This is a genomic window from Bacillus sp. FDAARGOS_1420 (assembly GCF_019344915.1).
Classification (GTDB): Bacteria; Bacillota; Bacilli; order Bacillales; family Bacillaceae_G; genus Bacillus_A; species Bacillus_A mycoides.
Genome location: NZ_JAHWJB010000001.1, coordinates 542,256 through 561,327 on the forward strand (window position 1 = coordinate 542,256; position 19,072 = coordinate 561,327).

15 protein-coding genes and 1 pseudogene are annotated in these 19,072 nt (G+C 36.9%); 5 read left to right on the forward strand and 11 right to left on the reverse strand.

What is annotated here, in order from left to right; all coding sequences use genetic code 11:
- Nucleotides 1-38 precede the first annotated feature (38 nt).
- Genes I6L50_RS02855 through mtnK form a run of 3 tightly spaced genes read right to left on the reverse strand, consistent with a single transcriptional unit; the run spans nt 39 to nt 3,014 of the window.
- On the reverse strand, nt 39-680 hold the full coding sequence (locus I6L50_RS02855; protein WP_219300424.1) for an L-fuculose-phosphate aldolase: 642 nt from the start codon (nt 678-680) through the stop codon (nt 39-41).
- Between the two features lie 51 nt (nt 681-731).
- Nucleotides 732-1,772, reverse strand: coding sequence for an S-methyl-5-thioribose-1-phosphate isomerase (gene mtnA / locus I6L50_RS02860; protein ID WP_219300426.1), 1,041 nt, complete (start codon nt 1,770-1,772; stop codon nt 732-734).
- Between the two features lie 12 nt (nt 1,773-1,784).
- On the reverse strand, nt 1,785-3,014 hold the full coding sequence (gene mtnK / locus I6L50_RS02865) for an S-methyl-5-thioribose kinase (RefSeq protein WP_219300428.1): 1,230 nt from the start codon (nt 3,012-3,014) through the stop codon (nt 1,785-1,787).
- Nucleotides 3,015-3,605: 591 nt separating this feature from the next.
- Here mtnK and ahpC point away from each other — a divergent pair.
- Nucleotides 3,606-4,169, forward strand: coding sequence for an alkyl hydroperoxide reductase subunit C (gene ahpC, locus I6L50_RS02870; protein ID WP_000924420.1), 564 nt, complete (start codon nt 3,606-3,608; stop codon nt 4,167-4,169).
- Between the two features lie 14 nt (nt 4,170-4,183).
- Complete coding sequence (gene ahpF / locus I6L50_RS02875; RefSeq protein WP_219300430.1) at nt 4,184-5,710, forward strand: alkyl hydroperoxide reductase subunit F; 1,527 nt, start codon at nt 4,184-4,186, stop codon at nt 5,708-5,710.
- 50 nt (nt 5,711-5,760) lie between these two features.
- Here the strand turns inward: ahpF and I6L50_RS02880 are convergent, their stop codons facing one another.
- Complete coding sequence (locus tag I6L50_RS02880) at nt 5,761-6,369, reverse strand: SAM-dependent methyltransferase (protein ID WP_219300432.1); 609 nt, start codon at nt 6,367-6,369, stop codon at nt 5,761-5,763.
- A gap of 152 nt (nt 6,370-6,521) precedes the next feature.
- On the reverse strand, nt 6,522-7,637 hold the full coding sequence (locus I6L50_RS02885) for a M20 peptidase aminoacylase family protein (RefSeq protein ID WP_002159466.1): 1,116 nt from the start codon (nt 7,635-7,637) through the stop codon (nt 6,522-6,524).
- Nucleotides 7,638-7,925: 288 nt separating this feature from the next.
- On the opposite strand from I6L50_RS02885, the gene nhaC reads away from it, so the two are divergent.
- A complete protein-coding gene (nhaC, locus tag I6L50_RS02890; RefSeq protein WP_002139436.1) occupies nt 7,926-9,347 on the forward strand; it encodes a Na+/H+ antiporter NhaC in 1,422 nt (473 codons plus the stop codon).
- Here the strand turns inward: nhaC and I6L50_RS02895 are convergent.
- Nucleotides 9,344-10,621, reverse strand: a complete 1,278-nt coding sequence (locus tag I6L50_RS02895) for a transcriptional regulator (RefSeq protein ID WP_219300434.1) — start codon at nt 10,619-10,621, stop codon at nt 9,344-9,346. The two genes, nhaC and I6L50_RS02895, sit on opposite strands and share 4 nt — an antisense overlap.
- A 93-nt stretch (nt 10,622-10,714) precedes the next feature.
- Between I6L50_RS02895 and I6L50_RS02900 the strand changes: the two genes are divergently transcribed.
- Both I6L50_RS02900 and I6L50_RS02905 read left to right on the forward strand, forming a co-directional pair.
- Nucleotides 10,715-11,824 carry a mandelate racemase/muconate lactonizing enzyme family protein gene (locus tag I6L50_RS02900; protein ID WP_219300436.1) on the forward strand — a complete coding sequence of 370 codons (1,110 nt, stop codon included), beginning with the start codon at nt 10,715-10,717 and terminating at the stop codon, nt 11,822-11,824.
- A 14-nt stretch (nt 11,825-11,838) separates the two neighbouring features.
- A complete protein-coding gene (locus I6L50_RS02905) occupies nt 11,839-12,534 on the forward strand; it encodes a GNAT family N-acetyltransferase (protein WP_219300438.1) in 696 nt (231 codons plus the stop codon).
- Between the two features lie 69 nt (nt 12,535-12,603).
- On the opposite strand, the gene I6L50_RS02910 is transcribed toward I6L50_RS02905, so the two are convergent.
- The 5 genes and pseudogenes from I6L50_RS02910 to rlmD all read right to left on the reverse strand — a co-directional run bounded on the left by I6L50_RS02910 (nt 12,604) and on the right by rlmD (nt 19,070).
- Complete coding sequence (locus I6L50_RS02910) at nt 12,604-13,311, reverse strand: M48 family metallopeptidase (RefSeq protein WP_219300440.1); 708 nt, start codon at nt 13,309-13,311, stop codon at nt 12,604-12,606.
- 94 nt (nt 13,312-13,405) lie between these two features.
- Nucleotides 13,406-13,924, reverse strand: coding sequence for a YehS family protein (locus I6L50_RS02915; protein ID WP_219300442.1), 519 nt, complete (start codon nt 13,922-13,924; stop codon nt 13,406-13,408).
- Between the two features lie 376 nt (nt 13,925-14,300).
- A pseudogene (locus I6L50_RS02920) lies at nt 14,301-16,319 on the reverse strand (GAF domain-containing sensor histidine kinase).
- Between the two features lie 182 nt (nt 16,320-16,501).
- Nucleotides 16,502-17,491 (reverse strand): tRNA dihydrouridine synthase, encoded by a 990-nt coding sequence (locus tag I6L50_RS02925; protein WP_219300444.1) that lies wholly within the window; start codon nt 17,489-17,491, stop codon nt 16,502-16,504.
- A gap of 202 nt (nt 17,492-17,693) precedes the next feature.
- The gene (gene rlmD, locus I6L50_RS02930; RefSeq protein WP_044444283.1) at nt 17,694-19,070 is read right to left on the reverse strand and encodes a 23S rRNA (uracil(1939)-C(5))-methyltransferase RlmD; all 1,377 of its coding nucleotides are present in this window, start codon (nt 19,068-19,070) and stop codon (nt 17,694-17,696) included.
- Nucleotides 19,071-19,072 lie beyond the last annotated feature (2 nt).

Below are 19,072 nucleotides of genomic sequence, written 5' to 3' on the forward strand. Positions count from 1 at the left end.
CCCTCAAGATTTTTTCTTGAGGGTGTTTTCATTTCATTCTACTGCTGTCCATACCCTTCAAACTTCTTCGACAAATTCTCCATCTCGTCTTCTGGCAGTAATTTCGGTTCTCCGACACTTTTCGTTTGATAATAAATTTGAGCACAAAACTCTATTTCTTCTGCAATAGTAAACGCCATTTTTATATTATTTGCACCAGCCATTAAACCATGATTCGCAAGTAAAACTGCACGACGATCAATCATTCCTTCCAAAGCAGCCTCTGCTAATTGCTTCGTACCAAATGTTTCATATGGTGCACAGCGAACATTCGGACCTGCAAAAGCAATTAAATATGATACAGCAGGAAGTTCCCATCCTAATGATGCGATTGTCTTCGCATAAGGAGAATGTGTATGTACAAGCGCATTTATATCTTCACGATTTCTATAATAGATAAGGTGCATATCTAATTCGCTTGATGGTTTTCTCTCTCCTTCTATCACTTCACCATCTAAATTCAATATAACTACATCTTCAGGCGTCGTTTCATAATAATCTAGACCACTTGGGCTAATTGCAACAAGACCTTGTTCACGATTGAAAATACTAATATTACCGCCAGTCCCCTTTGTTAAACCACTAGAAATCATTTTCTTTCCGTACGCTACAACTTCTTCTCTTTCGTTTTGTAATAACATATACATCCCCCTAAGTATGAAGCTTATGATGACTGACTATATATCTACTTACTAAAATAGCTTTTTTAAGTTCTCCGTAAACGGTGCTTCCACAATCCCTTTTTCCGTAATAATCGCTGTTACATTTTCATATGGCGTGACATCAAATGCCGGATTGTATACTTTACTTTCTTGCGGAGCAGAGTATTGTCCGAAACGATTGATTACTTCAGAAGCATCCCTTTCTTCAATTGGAATTTCTTTTCCTGTCAGTGTTTTCAAATCAATTGTCGGCGTTGGTGCTGCTACATAAAACGGAATGTTGTAGTATTTAGCTAAAATAGATACGCCTAATGTTCCAATTTTATTTGCTACATCCCCATTTGCTGCTACGCGGTCACATCCAACGATTACCGCATCGATTTTCCCTTGTGACATGACCATTGCTGCCATATTATCTGTAATGACCGTTACATCGATTCCCGCTCGCTGTAGTTCTAATGCTGTTAACGTTGAACCTTGTAATCTAGGACGTGTTTCATCTGAATAGATTTTTAAGTCCCATCCTTTTTCTTTCGCTAAGTACATTGGAGCTGTCGCAGTACCATACTTAGTCGTTGCTAACGCACCTGCATTACAATGCGTTAATACCCCCATGCCATCATGGAATAATGTTAATGCATGTTCTCCAATTTGACGGTTAATTTCTTCATCTTCTCTATGAATCTCTTTTGCTTCTTCTAATAATCTATCTTTCAACTGCGCAATTGATAAGTGAGCATTCTCTTTCGCGACACTTTCCATTCTTTCAAGCGCCCAAAATAAATTTACTGCCGTCGGTCTTGATGTCGCTAAGTATGCACATACCTTTTTTACTTCCGCTATGAATTCTTCCGCCGAACTTTCCGCAACTTCCTTTACTCCTAAATACACACCGTAGGCTGCTGAAACACCTATTGCCGGCGCTCCTCGTACTTTCATTACTTGAATCGCATCCCACACACCCTCAGCCGTTTTAAAAGATTCATAGACTATTTCGTTCGGTAATACCGTTTGATCCAATAACACTAAAGCATCATCTTTCCACTGAATTGGTATTAATTGCTCTGCCATCATCTTCTCCCCTTATTTCGCACTATGCATTGACTGTTTTTTTAACGTTTCTACAAAGCTACTACCTGTTTTATATTGATTCGCTTGTAAAATAAACTTCTTCGCTGTCTGAAGACAAATTCGCTCCGCTCTAGCACGCGCCTCTTCATTCTCAATACAAGTCATATCCTTTACCTTCGCTAGACCAACAATACGACGAATTAACTCAAGACCCGTCACTGCAGCTGTATCCTCTAATACAGATTGTAAATAAACTCGGTTAAAGCCTTCTTCCTTCGCCATAATCTCTGTCACATGAATATCCCAAGCATCTAAAAACTTCTTCTTAAATAAATCAATTACATCTATCATGGTAGATTCTATCCAGTTCATATATGTATCTTTCTCAATACCAGATTGCATCACTGCATCTGCATTCACCCATGCAAACATTAAATTCGCCATTATATTCCCAACGTCATATCCCATAGGTCCATAAAAAGCAAATTCAGGATCAATAACCTTTGTAGAATCACTTTTTACAAAAACAGAACCAGTATGTAAATCACCGTGAAGTAGCGCTTGTGCATTCGTCATAAACGAAAACTTAAGTTTTGCTACTTCCATACGAAGCTCTTTATCACTATAAATATGCTCCCTAATCCATCCTTCATTTAATTGAAACAATTCGTTGCGTTTATTATGGTTTGTGAATGGCTCTGAATATACGAGGTCCTCTGTAATCTCACATAACTCAGGATTTATATAATTCTTCACGAGTTCCTTCTTCTCTTTATGATTCATTACAACATCTGATGTTAATAGAAGGGTATTTACCATAAAAGTAGTTAAATCATCAGCAAGCCTCGGAAACATTTGATGATTTATGAGTGCTGTACGCAATATTGTGTGATCTGATAAATCTTCCATCATGCAACAATTCATCACACTATCGAACAAATATACATTTGGCACGAGTCCAGGTGCTAATTCTCCTTCTAATCGTAAAACATCTGATTCTATACGGATTCGATTCGTCGACAACTTAAACTCATCTGAAATACGCGCTGTATCCCCAGCTTGTTTTACAATGACAGAAATGCTCTTCTGTTCATCACAAACGCGGAACACATAATTTAAATTACCATCACCTATTTCTTTACATTTTAGCCCCTTCGCATGCTCGAACTTAGGTAATTTCTCTTGCACATATGCAATCACATCTTTAGCTTCCATTAAAAAATACTTCGTGAACTTAGACATGGTTTCCCCTCCACACTAAATGTAAACGTTTTCTAAAAGCCGTAAAAAAATAATAGACTGAAACTTTTTCAATCTATACTATATCTTCTCTATTGCAATACATATCTCGCTTTTATTATATCTTGTTAGAAATGAGCGTCAATGTTTCTATTTCTCATTGCAATATACTTCTTATTATATATATTTAAGATGACAATAATTGTTCACAAAGATTCCGATACATTTTGTTTTATTTATTGCACAATTCTTTGTAAAATAGAAGTAAGCAGTTCCTTTTCAAATCCACAACTTCTAAGAAATATTTCCTTCCTAAGAATTTATACTTACACCATGTCTCTAACATACACACTACTCTTTCAAACACTCATTGAAAATTTATGACTTGAAAATTACCTTTTAATTCCCTAGCAGCCTTAATTGAGAATAAATATTAATTAAATTGGTATAAAGTTGGTTTATTCTCTTGACAAAATAACCACTTCTATATGATAATTAATATCGAATTAGAATTATTATAGTTAATTAAAAAATATATTTTATGAGCAAACTAATTTCCGATGCTCAAAACCAACCTTTAGGAGGAATTTTAATATGTTATTAATCGGCACAGAAGTAAAACCGTTTAAAGCTAATGCTTACCATAATGGAGAATTTATCCAAGTTACTGACGAAAGTTTAAAAGGAAAATGGAGCGTAGTTTGTTTCTACCCAGCAGACTTCACATTCGTTTGTCCAACTGAACTTGAAGACTTACAAAACCAATACGCAACTCTAAAAGACTTAGGCGTTGAAGTATACTCTGTATCTACAGACACTCACTTCACTCACAAAGCATGGCATGATAGCTCAGAAACTATCGGCAAAATCGAATACATTATGATTGGTGACCCAACTCGCACAATCACTACAAACTTCAACGTTTTAATGGAAGAAGAAGGTCTTGCTGCTCGTGGTACATTCATCATCGATCCAGACGGCGTTATCCAATCTATGGAAATCAATGCTGACGGTATCGGCCGTGACGCAAGCATCCTTGTTAACAAAATTAAAGCAGCTCAATACGTACGTAACAACCCAGGTGAAGTTTGCCCAGCTAAATGGCAAGAGGGTTCTGCAACACTTAAACCAAGCCTTGACCTTGTAGGCAAAATCTAAGGAGTTCGATCAAAATGATACTAGATGCAGATATAAAAACACAACTATCCCAATACCTTCAGTTAATGGAGAACGATATTTTACTTAAAGTAAGCGCAGGAGACGATAACGTATCTAAAGATATGTTATCCCTAGTAGATGAATTAGCTACTATGTCATCTAAGATTACAGTAGAAAAAGTTGAACTAGAGAGAACACCAAGCTTTAGCGTAAATCGCCCTGGTGAAGACACTGGTGTCGTATTCGCTGGTATTCCATTAGGACACGAATTTACTTCATTAGTGTTAGCTTTACTACAAGTTAGTGGACGTGCTCCAAAAGTTGAACAAAAATTAATCGATCAAATCAAAAACATTCAAGGCGAATATCATTTTGAATCTTATATCAGCCTAAGTTGTCATAACTGTCCTGATGTTGTACAAGCTCTTAACGTGATGAGCGTTCTAAACTCTGGTATTACACATACTATGATTGATGGAGCTGCATTTAAAGAGGAAGTAGAAAGTAAAGACATCATGGCAGTACCAACTGTTTACCTAAATGGCGAATCATTCGGAAGCGGTCGTATGACACTTGAAGAAATTTTAGCTAAAATGGGTAACGGTCCAGATGCATCAGAGCTTTCTGATAAAGATCCATACGATGTTCTTGTTGTTGGTGGCGGCCCAGCTGGTGCAAGTGCAGCAATTTATGCAGCACGTAAAGGCATCCGCACTGGTATCGTTGCTGAGCGCTTCGGTGGTCAAGTAATGGATACTATGGGTATTGAGAACTTCATCAGCGTAAAACGCACTGAAGGTCCTAAGCTAGTAGCAAGTCTTGAAGAGCACGTAAAAGAATACGACATCGATGTAATGAATCTACAACGTGCGAAACGTTTAGAGAAAAAAGAACTTATTGAAGTGGAACTTGAAAACGGCGCTATTCTGAAAAGTAAGAGCGTAATCGTTTCAACAGGTGCTCGCTGGCGTAATGTTGGTGTACCGGGTGAAGCTGAGTTCAAAAACAAAGGTGTAGCATACTGCCCACACTGTGACGGTCCATTATTCATCGGAAAAGATGTAGCGGTTATCGGCGGTGGTAACTCTGGTATTGAAGCAGCTATTGACTTAGCAGGTATTGTTAAGCACGTAACTGTTCTTGAATTCATGCCAGAATTAAAAGCTGATGCTGTATTACAAGAACGTCTTAACAGCTTACCTAACGTAACTGTTCTGAAAAACGTTCAAACGAAAAAAATTACTGGTACTGACAAAGTAAACGGTATTTCTTACATCGATCGTGAAACTGAAGAAGTACACCATGTTGAATTACAAGGTGTATTCGTTCAAATCGGTCTTGTGCCAAACACAGACTGGTTAGGCGAAACAGTTGAACGCGTCCGCGGTGAAATCGTAACAGACAAGCACGGCGCTACAAATGTACCAGGAGTGTTTGGTGCAGGTGACTGTACAAATAATCCGTACAAACAAATCATCATCTCTATGGGTTCAGGTGCGAATGCAGCTTTAGGTGCATTTGATTACTTAATCCGTAACTAATTATATAGACGTGAGTTTTAAAAAAGCAGGTGCCAAGGCACCTGCTTTTTTTATAATCCTAATGTATAAACTAAAAATCTCTCATTCCCATTCTTCTCATAAGCACCCGGTAATCTAACTTCTCTCTTCAATTCAAAAGCAGTCTGATTCTCCAAGAAGAAAATATAATCTTCAGAAGGGTAGTATAAAATAATATCAATTTCTCTCTCCACCGCTTCCACTGAAAGCAAAATGTTATTTACTACGTTCATAAACACTTGTACAGAAAATGGATTGAAGAAATAAAATCGGTTATCACGTGGATCAATCTCATATTCCTGTGCTAAACAACATTCAAACCCAATTTTATCTTTACTGTTTTTTACCTTCCTGGCATAACGCTCACGGTTTTCCATTGCTTCTTTATAAAACTCTTCATTCATTTCAATTCCAACCGCCGAAGCACCACACTTATGGTGCATGTAAAAATTTAATCTCCCTTTACCGCATCCAAAGTCTACAACCTGGTCGCTACTTGTTATTTCATATTGATTCAATAACTCATCTAATCCGCTATATGGCGTCGGTTCATAACGGTGATAATGCATAGACTTATTAAATCCTTTTTGCTCCCCGACAGTTTTTATATGTAATACAGCATCGTAATATTGTTCGTTCATTCGTTTGCTCCTATTAAGAAATATTACTATTATTATACACCACGTACTGAATGCTCATTTTTATCAAATTAATTGGTACGTGAAATTATATTATCGCGAAATCGAACATATCGACTTAACAACAAATTCCTACAAAAAAAAACAGGAGCTTTCTAGCCCCTGTCTTCTAATACTTTCAATACAGTTTGTTTCAATATTTCTACTCCATCCATTATACAGCTATGATCAAACTTCATATACGGATGGTGTAATCCAGGTTGTAAGTTCGCCCCTAGTCCCAGCATGACAGCTTTTAAATGGGGTCTTTTCACTGTATAGTAATGGAAATCATCGCTTCCTGTCGTATACAGTGGTCCAGTACATCCCTCTTCCCCGTACACTTCAAGAATGCCTTTCCGCATGAAACGCTCAGCTTCTTCTGACACTTCAGCTCCTGGTGCGAGATCAATCCACTCATAAGAAAGTTTAGATCCCATTGATTCAGCTGACTGAATTACTTGCTCTATTTTTCGCTTCAATTCATCTAGTAATATGTTATTTTCTGCTCTTACATCTAAACTAAAGTGCCCGTTACCTGGAATAATATTTAGATTATCACCACCAGCTTGGCATCTCGTCATCTTAACAGAATAAGACGTCTGCGGCGGTAACCATATATTTTTCAATCCAATATTGATCATCGAAATGACATCAATTGCATTTATACCTTGATGCGGGCGTGCCCCGTGTGCATCATCTCCATGAATCATCCCTTCTAAAAATCCTGCAGCTCCGTGACGAATAGATGGTGCAGCTTGTTTCAAAGGCAGTTCTTCAATTGGCCTTAAATGAACACCAAATAAGAAATCTGCATCATCCACGGCGCCCTTCTCTACCATCTTTAAGGAACCATTTCCTTTTTCCTCTGCCGGCTGAAAAATAAATCTAACAGTACCGCTATCCCATCTCATATTTTTCAATTGTAAAATAAGGCCCATCACAATTGTCATATGAGCATCGTGGCCGCATGAGTGGTTCGCTTTAAATTCTCCGTCTACTTCTTGCCATAGTGCATCCATATCAGCACGAATCGCGATAACTGGATTCCCTCTTCCGATTTCAGCAATCACGCCAGGGCAATCATCAAATATTTTATATGAAATTCCTTCTTCTTTTAGAAAGTTAGTAATATAAGCTGTCGTTTCATATTCCTTCCAACTTACTTCAGGGTTTTCATGTAAATGCTGAAAAATTTCAGTTAAACGCTCTTGTAGTTCTAATGTTTTCAACTTTTCATTCTCCTTCCCAAATTACAAACCATTAAAGTTAATTATATTTCTGAAAAAACAGATGTTTTTATGAACATATTGAATTTTAAGAAAAAAGTCAATTATTTATTTTAAAATGCTATTAATACCAACATTTACTCATTTTATAAAGATATTTATACAGATAGAACATTCCTTATTTTCTGTTTTTTGTTGACGCTTGCATATATCTTTAGTTATTATAACTTAATAAACGTCTATTTTGCGACAATTCTAAAAATACAAACATACATAATGAGGAGGCAGTTTATGAAAAGAGAAATACCTTTTGGCATAGCAATAATCCCTATTATCATTACAGTTGCAGTTATGATGGTTACAATTGTTGTATTAAAACAAAGCCCTCACGTCCCACTTATTATCGGTACAACCGTTGCTTCTATCGTTGCCTGGCGTTACGGTTACAAATGGAACGACATTGAAGAAGCAATGTATAAAGGAATTCGCCTTGCATTACCCGCTATCGTTATCATTATTCTTGTAGGTTTAACGATCGGTGCTTGGATTGGCGGTGGAATCGTCGCTACTATGATTTATTACGGTTTAAAACTTTTAACTCCATCACTATTTTTAGTTTCAATTACAATTATTTGTTCTATCGTTGCATTAGCAATCGGTAGCTCCTGGTCTACAATGGGAACAATTGGTGTTGCTGGAATGGGAATTGGCCTAAGTATGGGAATCCCAGCTCCAATGGTTGCCGGTGCTATAATTTCCGGTTCTTATTTTGGCGATAAAATGTCACCGCTTTCAGACACGACAAACTTAGCCGCAGGATTAACAAATACAGATTTATTCACACATATTCGTCACATGTTATTTACTACAATTCCAGGTTTAATTATTACTCTTATCGTTTATGCGTTCTTAGGAAGAAGCTTTGGCGATAACAATATTGATTCAAAAAGCATCGATCAAACGTTACAAGTATTGCAACAAAACTTTGTTATCTCACCTTTTCTATTAATTATACCAGTAGTTGTTATGGTATTGGTCGCTAAAAAAGTCCCTGCTATACCAGCTATTCTCGTAGGTGTTATTTTAGGATTCTTATCACAAGTCTTTATTCAAGGTGGTTCTGTCTCATCAGCTGTCGGTGCACTCCAAAGTGGATTTGTTATAGACACTGGAAACAAGCTAGTAGACGAACTATTTAACCGTGGTGGCTTAAGCTCTATGATGAATACAGTTTCTATGACAATTGTCGCTATGACTTTCGGAGGAGTACTAGAACATACTGGCATTCTTCGCTCAATTGTAAATCAAATTTTGAAATTAGCAACATCAGCAAAGGGACTTATCGCTTCTACTATCGCATCTTGCTTTGCAACGAATCTTACTTGCTCTGAACAATATATTTCGATTGTTGTTCCTTCAAGAATGTATGCAAATGCGTACACAGAAAAAGGACTACATTCTAAAAATTTATCCAGAGCATTAGAAGATGGTGGAACATTAACTTCTGTTTTCGTACCTTGGAATACATGTGGTGTATTCATACTCGCAACACTTGGTGTAGGCGCATTCGAATATGCTCCTTATGCTATATTGAATTTCATCGTACCTATTATTTCAATCATTTATGGTATAACTGGCTTCACAATTACAAAGCTATCGGATATTGAAAAAGCAGACCTATTGAAAAAACAAAAAGCGCAACTAGAAGCTTAAAATTTTTGAAACGAATACAATGGTAAATTCAGCTCATATATTGCGCGAGGGCGCCCTTGTTGATAGGGCATTTCCTCGCCGCAAATATTGGCATATCTGTAATCAACTAATTTCTTTAACAGCCTTTCCGTCGATCGCCTAGTCACTTGTAAGTACTCAGAAAGATCCGCCGCTGTAAATTTCAATGATGGATGCGATTGACTAAACTGAATAATTTTTGACAAGTTTGCAGGGCTAAGCTTCGTTTCCTTCGCTATTTTCATTAATTCTGGATTATCGTTTTTTAAACTTTGTACTCTCTGTTCTTTCGGGAACGGACCAAATAATTCTTTATCACTTGTTAGTATATAAAAGCAGCGTTCTATCGGATTATTTTTTGCGAAACCTTGAGCGATTTTTGCATTTTGTTCCGCTTCATTTACTGTTTTTCCGTAACCAAATCCAATAGATACAGCTCCTTCTATATTCGTAAATAAACGATCTATCGTATTTGTTTTTGTACTCGATTCGATATCACCACGAGTTGTATACAAAATAAAAGTCATTTCATCAACTTGTTTAAATGAACCACGTAATTCTTTTGAAATTACATTTAATTGTTCAAACGATTTTTCTTGTAACTCTATAAAAGATATAATACAAGCACCAACAGTAGCTGAATGGCTTTTTGCTAACTCAGCTTTTATTTTTGCATCTTTTAATCCATGTATAATTGATTGCGTTGGATCTATCATACGCTCTGAAGGAATACCTATTTTTTGAAGTTCATCGTAGACAGCGTGAATACTAGTTAAAGCTAAATCAGCCTCTCCTGATTGATATTTAGCTAAATGAAAATCAATGATTCTCTTAATTTCATCATTACTCCATAACACATTTTCATAATCCATCACTTGCGGAGTTTCTTTCAGACCGATATCATGGAACACATTTTTAATAAACGAACGATTTACTAAATCAATTGAAATTTTATGAGGTTGAATACTTTGATGATATATTATAGAAAGAAGTGAAGAAGCGACAGTTGTCTCGTCTTGCTGTAAGTACGTACTTGGAATTGGTAATTGTTCTCTTATTTCTTTTGCCATATAATAAGGTAGGGCACCCGAGAAAAAGATAACATCACAAGGTTTTAAACGCTTTAATAGTTCAGAAGATTCTGCCGGGTGAAGGTAAATATATGGATCAATCTCTATCTCTTCTAGTTTATGAGCAATAGGTAAAAGATTCTCCATAAACTCTTTTGAACCGACAACTGCAATTTTTATCATCATTTTCTCTAACTCCTTATCATTAATTAACGACTATTTAACGTCAACTATATCAAATGTACAAAACCATTGTAAACAGGAAGGGGTCTTTATTCAATGAAAATTACAGCTATTCACCTTTACGCAATTCGTTTACCGCTTCGCGATCCGTTTGTTATTAGTTATGGTTCTTATTCTGATATGCCTTCTATTATCGTCAAAATGGAAACAGATGAAGGTATTATCGGTTACGGTGAAGGCGTTGCTGATGATCACGTTACAGGTGAATCATGGGAAAGTACTTTCCATGTTTTAAAACATACACTAGCTCCTGCTCTAATTGGGAAAAATCCAATGAATATCGAAAAAATACACGATATGATGGACAATACAATTTACGGTATTCCTACTGCGAAAGCTGCGATTGATATCGCTTGTTTTGATATACTGGGTAAAAAACTAAATCAACCTGTATATCAATTAATTGGCGGACGCTACCATGAAGAATTTCCTGTCACTCACGTCTTAAGTATCGCCGATTCAGAAAATATGGCTGAAGAAGCGGCTTCCATGATTAAGAAAGGTTACCAATCTTTCAAAATGAAAGTCGGCACGAATGTAAAAGAAGATGTAAAACGAATTGAAGCTGTACGTGAACGTGTAGGAAATGATATCGCGATTCGTGTTGATGTAAACCAAGGCTGGAAAAATAGCGCAAACACATTAACAGCACTTCGTTCATTAGGTCATTTAAACATCGACTGGATTGAACAACCTGTTATAGCGGATGATATTGACGCAATGGCTCATATTCGTTCTAAAACAGACCTTCCGCTTATGATTGATGAAGGACTAAAAGGCTCTCGTGAAATGCGCCAAATTATTAAATTAGACGCAGCTGATAAAGTGAATATAAAACTAATGAAATGCGGCGGCATATATCCAGCTGTAAAACTCGCTCATCAAGCTGAAATGGCAGGTATTGAATGCCAAGTTGGATCCATGGTTGAATCATCTGTTGCCTCTTCCGCTGGATTCCATGTCGCTTTCTCAAAAAAAATCATTACTAGCGTCGAACTAACAGGACCATTAAAATTCACGAAAGACATCGGAAACTTACATTACGACGTACCATTTATTCGCTTAAACGAAAAACCAGGACTCGGCATTGAAATAAACGAAGATACATTACAAGAACTAACCGTCTTTCAAGACGTTGTACGCTAAAGGAGGACTAACACATGACGATTCTTTACGAAGGAAAATTAAAACAAAACAACGATCCATTTCACGTTACATTACTATCTTTAGAACATATGGAACAAATTTTATCATTACAAAACGTTGTAGTTGAAGGGCTAGAGGATAAAAGTCGTTTACAACCACTCTCGCTAGAAGAATTTCAATACATTCTAGAAGGAAACGGCATGATGATCGGTTCCTTTATAGAAAACGAGCTCATCGCATTTCGTGCCCTACTAGTCCCTCCTATCGACGATGAACATTTAGGGCTCGATATTGGTCTACCAGAAAGTCAGCTACACCGCGTCATCTATCAAGAAATCTCAAACGTTCATCCGAACTGCCGAGGAAATGGGATGCAAAAAATATTAGCCACAGTCATAATGGATGAATTACAAAAAGAAGACAGCCAGTACGACTATGTTTGCTGCACCGTTGCACCTTTTAACATTCCTAGTTTAAAGGATAAATTTGCGCAAGGGATGGAAATTGCTGCACTGAAGGAGAAGTATGGCGGTAGTATGCGGTATGTTTTTGTGAAGGAATTGCGTAAGGACACAGAAAGAGATTGGACGAATGTTAAAAGTGTTCCGATGAGTGATGTTAGTGAAAAGCAAGCGTTACTTTCAGAGGGGTATCGTGGGTATGCGATGGAGAGAATAGACGATACTTTCACTGTGAAGTTTGGACGATAATCTATGTACAAAGAGAACCCTAATTCATTAGGGTTCTACTTTATTTCATTCCACAATCTAAAGTAATAACTAAACCGTCATCTTCCAACTCGATAACGCTAACCAGTTTTCCATTTCCTTATAATCAGGCATTATCTTCCCGACAAGACGCCAAAAAGAGCGATCATGATTTAAATGAACCATATGACACATTTCATGAACAACTACATAATCAATTACCCTCTGAGGTGCCATTGCTAGCTTCCAATTGAATGTTAACTGTAGATTTGAATCACAAGTTCCCCACGTACGACTACTATCTGTAATACGAATAGAACGCGGTTTTGTTTTAAAGTTACTTTGATACGCTTTAATACTCTTCTCTACTAATGCCTTGCACTGCTTATAGTAAAATCGTTTTAAAGCCTGCTGGATTTTCTCATCCTTAAGCTCATTCACATAAATGTGTAGCTTATCCCCTTCAAAAACTGCATTATCTTGCGTAATACTTGCATCTTGAGAAATCTGTATCGGATACGTATTCCCTAAATACAGAAAGCCCTCGCCTTGATCATAATCCTTTTCCTGTGGACCAAGCGCTCGATCCTGCATTTCTTTACGTGTTGCCTGAATCCAGTCCCATTTCTCCTCTAACAATTGGACTAAGTATTCAACAGGTGTTCCCTTTGGAGCCTGCACTTCCACATTTCCGTACGAATCTACAAAAAGACGCACCGACTTTTTCTTCTTATAAGTTATATGAAAATTAATTGTCTCACCTAAATATGTATGTACCATTTCATCACCTAGTGTATTATTTTACAAATAAAAAAGAATAGGACACAAACGCCCTACTCTATCTATTATATCATTTACTGTTTCACCGAACTTATTATCCTCTGTACTTTACACCTAATCCCTTAATGAAATTCCTTGCGTATCTATCGCCACACACTTTGTAATGCTTATGGCCTTTTTTTCTTAATAGAGCGCCTAACTCTCCTTTTGTTACGATAACTCCTACGCTGTCTAATATATCAAGCACATCTTCACTCGTTAAAGATAGTGCTATTTTCATTTTCTTTAGAAAAAGGTTATTCGCACTCTCCTTGCTTTGTACAGGTGCCGGCTGCCCTGGTTTCGGATCTTGCTTCCCTCTTTTTAAAGTAATAAATCCATTTAAAAATGCCTCTAGCATCATCATGTCGCATGTTAATACGTACTCATCTTCGATTACATCATCATCTTCCGCTTCATGTTGTGGACTTCTCTTTACTTTTGTAAGCATATCAAGTACGTCCTCTTTCGTTACTTCCATCCCGCCAAGTTCAAAGATTTCTACCATATCTATATCTCTTATATCTAAAGCGTATCTTACTCTTTTTAATATATCGTTGTTGCTCATTGCCATTGTATTTCCTCCTGAAATGTTGATTATAGTAATGCTTTTAGCATGTATAAATTAATATCGTTAAGTTACTACTTTAACATTTTAGAGGTAGGTTTTGTAGTCTTAGGTGGATTAATGCTTTTGGGGATGATTTTAAAACAGCAAAAAAGTGTGGGATAATCGCGCAAAATTACGAATGGGGATTTACTATTAATTAACACACTTAAAAATGGACTAACCTGATATAGGTTGGTCCATTTCTTTTTATGCAACTCTAATTTAGTGGGCAACTCAAACATGAATGTTACGCAAAATTCAGGTGAAATATATTGATTGTGTTTACTTAGGTTTTTCTTTTTATTTGTGATACGGTTCACCGTAACTAATCTAAATGAGGTTATTGTTCATTATTTTCATAATTAAATTTAACAAAAAAGGTAGTACCTTCCGAGCCTGTTTGAATTTCTATTTTCGCATTATGCCGGGCAGCAATGGCATAACATACACCTAACCCCAATCCAGTTCCATTATCTTTGGTTGTGTAAAATGGAGTACCTAGTTTCTCTAATACTTCAGGCCTGATACCTTTTCCTTGATCCCGCACTGCAAGCACCACACAATCTCGACCTTATTTGTAGGTGCTAATAGTTAGAACTTTCTCTGTGTCCATCGCTTCTAAGCCATTACGGTATAAGTTGATTAATAATTGCCGTATCTCATTACGATTTAAAAGTAATTCCGGAATATCATTTGTATCAACTCGAATATATTTATTTTGATTATACGTATCAATCTTTATTAAAGGAATAATATCGCGGATAATTGAATTTAAATCTAACATCTGCAAATCCGATTTCCTTGTATTACCCATTGAGAGAAATTCAGTAATAATAGAATTGGCACGGTCAAGTTCTTCAATCATTAAATTAAAGTGCTTATTATGTTTCCCATAGGTGGGCTCTTCTTTTAATAACTGCAAAAACCCTCGTACTGTTGTCATTGGATTTCTAATCTCATGGCTGATACCTGCTGCCATTTTCCCTATTAAATCTATGTTCGATAACCTTTTCAATTCCTGCTCATATTGCTTTTTTTCCGTTATGTTTTTAAAAATACAACAAATACCATCATCATACGGGTATGCAATAACTTCGTGCCAATATTCATCAGAGGTAGAAAAAAATTCAAAATAAACTGTAGTTCGCTCTGACATTGCACGATGAAGTTCCTTATACATAACTTCTTCAACGCTACTCGGGAAAATCTCCCATATATTCTTGCCTAATACATCTTTTGCTGTTTTTCTTTGTGGAAAATATTGATGCTTATTTACGTACGTGAATTCCCATGTATTATTCAAAGTAAAAAATCCATCCGTAATACTTTCAATCACACTTGTAACCTTTTCATTAGCAACAGCTAGTTCTCTCGTTCGCTCTTCCACCATGCTTTCAAGTCGATCCATATATAACAAGTTGGAAAACGTAGGTGCTGTGGCATCAACGATAGATTTTGCCAGTTGCATTTGGGAATTATCATAATTGTGAGCTTTTCCCTCTTTGCCAACGACGATTACCCCTAATACTTCTCCCATTGAAACCAATGGAATCATCAGTAGACCCTTACTATCTATATTTTTTGTTTGAATAACCTCTTGGATCTTGGCTTCATAGCTTTTCTCCACCCAATCCGCTTCTGTCCAATAACAATCCTTGCTTAACTTCGTTGTTTTAATCGTTGTTTTGTCTAGCGGGTCTAAAAGGTGGGCAGCCATGTTTTTACTCTCTAAAATCTGTCCTAAGTAAAGAAAACATTTATCAAAACTCTCCTGTATCGAGGAACACATTGATAAATCACGGGTAACATTTAGTAACAGCTGCTTCTCGGAAATAAGATTTTCCTTTTGTGTTAAATTATTTGCGTTTTGAATTGCGACCGCAGCCATATTTACATAAGCTTCAACACTTTGAATTTCTGAATTTGTTAAATTCATTGGAATTCCATAATCAAATAAAAAAACCAGACCAAATAACTCTTGCCCAAATGAGATAGGTAGAGCTAATAAGGACTTAATTTTGAACGCAGCAACTGGTCTCGGATCCGGCCGATGATCCTTTGATGTATCAGGAATATAAATGGTTTTTTTGGTTTCAATAACTTCTTTTGCCAGTAAGTCTATTTCAGGATCAATTACCTGAGTATCGAGCGTTACGCCATTTATTGTCTCTGGTTTTCCTGCAAACCCTCTAAATGTTCCATCTTCCTGGGGTAAATAAATTCCAACAGCGTCGCACTTAACAATCTCCTCTGATATCGCCATTGTTACACGCTGCAATACTTCACGTAGTTCTAATTTTGTATTTATTATTTTTGTTATATTCGCGAGCCTAGAATATCTCGCCTGATCACTTAACATTCACATGGCCTCCAATTATAGGCATAATAAAATAAAAATGATACTATCATTGAAAATCAAGACCAACCTACCATTTTCACTTTTCTCCTGTATTCTTTTCTTACCCTTTTTTACATAGAATACCTCACTTACTTATGATACGGTTCACCTTAATTAAAATGAAACAGTGTAACTTTCAAAAGTTACACTGTTTCACTACCTTCTACCACATTAACACTCGCCTCAAACTTATCAAGCAACGCACGCACTTCATCAGTTGATTTCGTGTTCATCAATTGATTTCTTAGTTCAGCAGCTCCAGGGAATCCTTTTACATAAATTTTGAAAAAGCGATGAAGCCCTGTGATTGAACGTGGTAGTACTTCTGCATATTGATCTTGAAGATCAAGCTGCAGTCTTAGAAGATCAAGGTGTTCTTGACTGCTATGTTCTCTTGGCTCTTTTTCAAAAGCAAATGGATTTTTAAAGATACCTCGTCCGATCATAACGCCATCAATACCGTATTTTTCAGCAAGTTCCATTCCAGTTTGACGGTCAGGAATGTCTCCATTGATTGTTATTAGCGTATTTGGTGCAATGCGATCACGCAATTTTTTAATTTCCGGAATTAGTTCCCAGTGCGCATCGACTTGGCTCATTTCTTCTCTTGTACGTAAGTGAATAGAAAGGTTTGCGATATCTTGTTTGAAAATATGCGTTAACCAATCTTCCCATTCGCTTAACTCTTTAAAGCCCAGTCGTGTTTTTACGCTGACAGGTAGTCCGCCTGCTTTTGCTGCTTGAATAAGTTCTGCCGCAACGTCTGGACGTAGAATAAGACCACTACCTTTTCCTCTTGATGCTACGTTCGGTACAGGGCAACCCATGTTAATATCGATGCCTTTAAATCCTAATTCTGCCATACCAATACTCATTTGACGGAAATATTCAGGATTATCTCCCCAAATATGCGCCACGATCGGTTGTTCATCTTCTGTAAAAATTAAACGGCCACGTACACTTTTCATACCTTCTGGATGACAATAGCTATCCGAGTTTGTAAACTCTGTGAAGAATACATCTGGGCTACCAGCTTCACTTACTACGTGACGGAAAACAACGTCTGTCACATCTTCCATGGGTGCAAGTACGAAAAATGGTCGTGGTAAATCATTCCAAAAATTATCTATCATTTCAAATTCAAATCCTCTCAATATGAATACAATTTCAAACTCTCAATTTAAAAATATAAAGCCAAATAGCAAAAGTACATTTGGACATTTATATTTTGTGAAAATCAGCAATATTCATTTTAACTAAAATCGTTGCTGAATGGTATTTTTATAAACCAAAAAGCAGATGGTATAGATTTTTTCTATATCAACTGCTTTCCTATTATACCAACTTAAGCCAAGCCACACACTCTACATGAGTCGTATGCGGGAACATATCAACAGGCTGTACTTCCTGTGTTTTATATCCGCCTTCTTCTAGTACTTTTAAGTCACGTGCTAATGTTGCTGGGTTACATGATACGTATACGACGCGCTTTGGCTTCATGTCGATGATTGTGTTTAGTAGTGCTTCGTCACAGCCTTTACGCGGTGGGTCTACGACCATTGTGTCGGCGATTACGCCTTCTTTGTACCATTTTGGAATGACTACTTCTGCTTCTCCTACGCCAAATTCAGCGTTTGTCATGTTGTTTAGTGCTGCGTTTCGGTTTGCGTCTTCGATTGCTTCTGGAACAATTTCAACACCGTACACTTTTTTCGCTTTTTGCGCTAGGAATAAGGAGATTGATCCGATTCCGCAATAGGCATCGATTACTGTTTCGTCACCATTTAATTTTGCGTATTCTAACGTTTTATCGTATAGCACTTTCGTTTGTTCTGGGTTTACTTGATAGAATGAACGTGCTGAAATCGCAAATTTAATGTCACCGATAAAGTCATAAATATATTCTGATCCGTACAGTACTGTCGTTTTGTCTCCGAAAATAACGTTTGTACGTTTCGTGTTTACGTTTTGAACGATTGATTTTACTTCTGGGAATTTCGCTGCGATTTCTTCAATGATTGCTTCTTTATTTGGCAGTTCAGCTGTACGTGTAATGAAGACAAGCATAATTTCCCCTGTTACTTGTCCGTAGCGAGCCATTACGTGGCGAAGTGTTCCTTTGTTACGCTCTTCATTATAAGCCGAAATACCGTGCTTTTCACAAATACGTTTTACTTCTTGAATTAATGTATCGTTTTCTTCCGCCTGAATTAAGCATGATTCCATATTAATGATGTCATGCGTTCCTTGACGATAGAAACCAGCTACAAGTCCACCTTCACGTTCTCCAATTGGCACTTGTGCTTTATTGCGGTATACCCACGGGTTTTTCATGCCAAGTACAGGATGAACAGGAACATCACTTAATCCACCGATGCGCTGCATAACGTCACGTACTTGTTTTTCTTTCGCTTTTAATTGTCCTTCATATGTTAAGTGCTGAAGTTGACAACCTCCGCACTCGTTGTACACGGGGCATTCTGCATCTTTACGATATGGACTTTCTTGATGAAGCTTCATTAAACGACCAAACGCGAAGTTTTTCTTCACTTTAATAATTTTAATTTGCGCTTCCTCACCTGGTAATCCGTTTTTTACGAAAATAGGATATCCCTTCACTTTCGCAACACCGGCACCATCATGTGTTAAATCTTCAAACACTACATCTATAAACTCGTTTTTTTCAACTGGTGGCGTCATTTTTATACTCATTT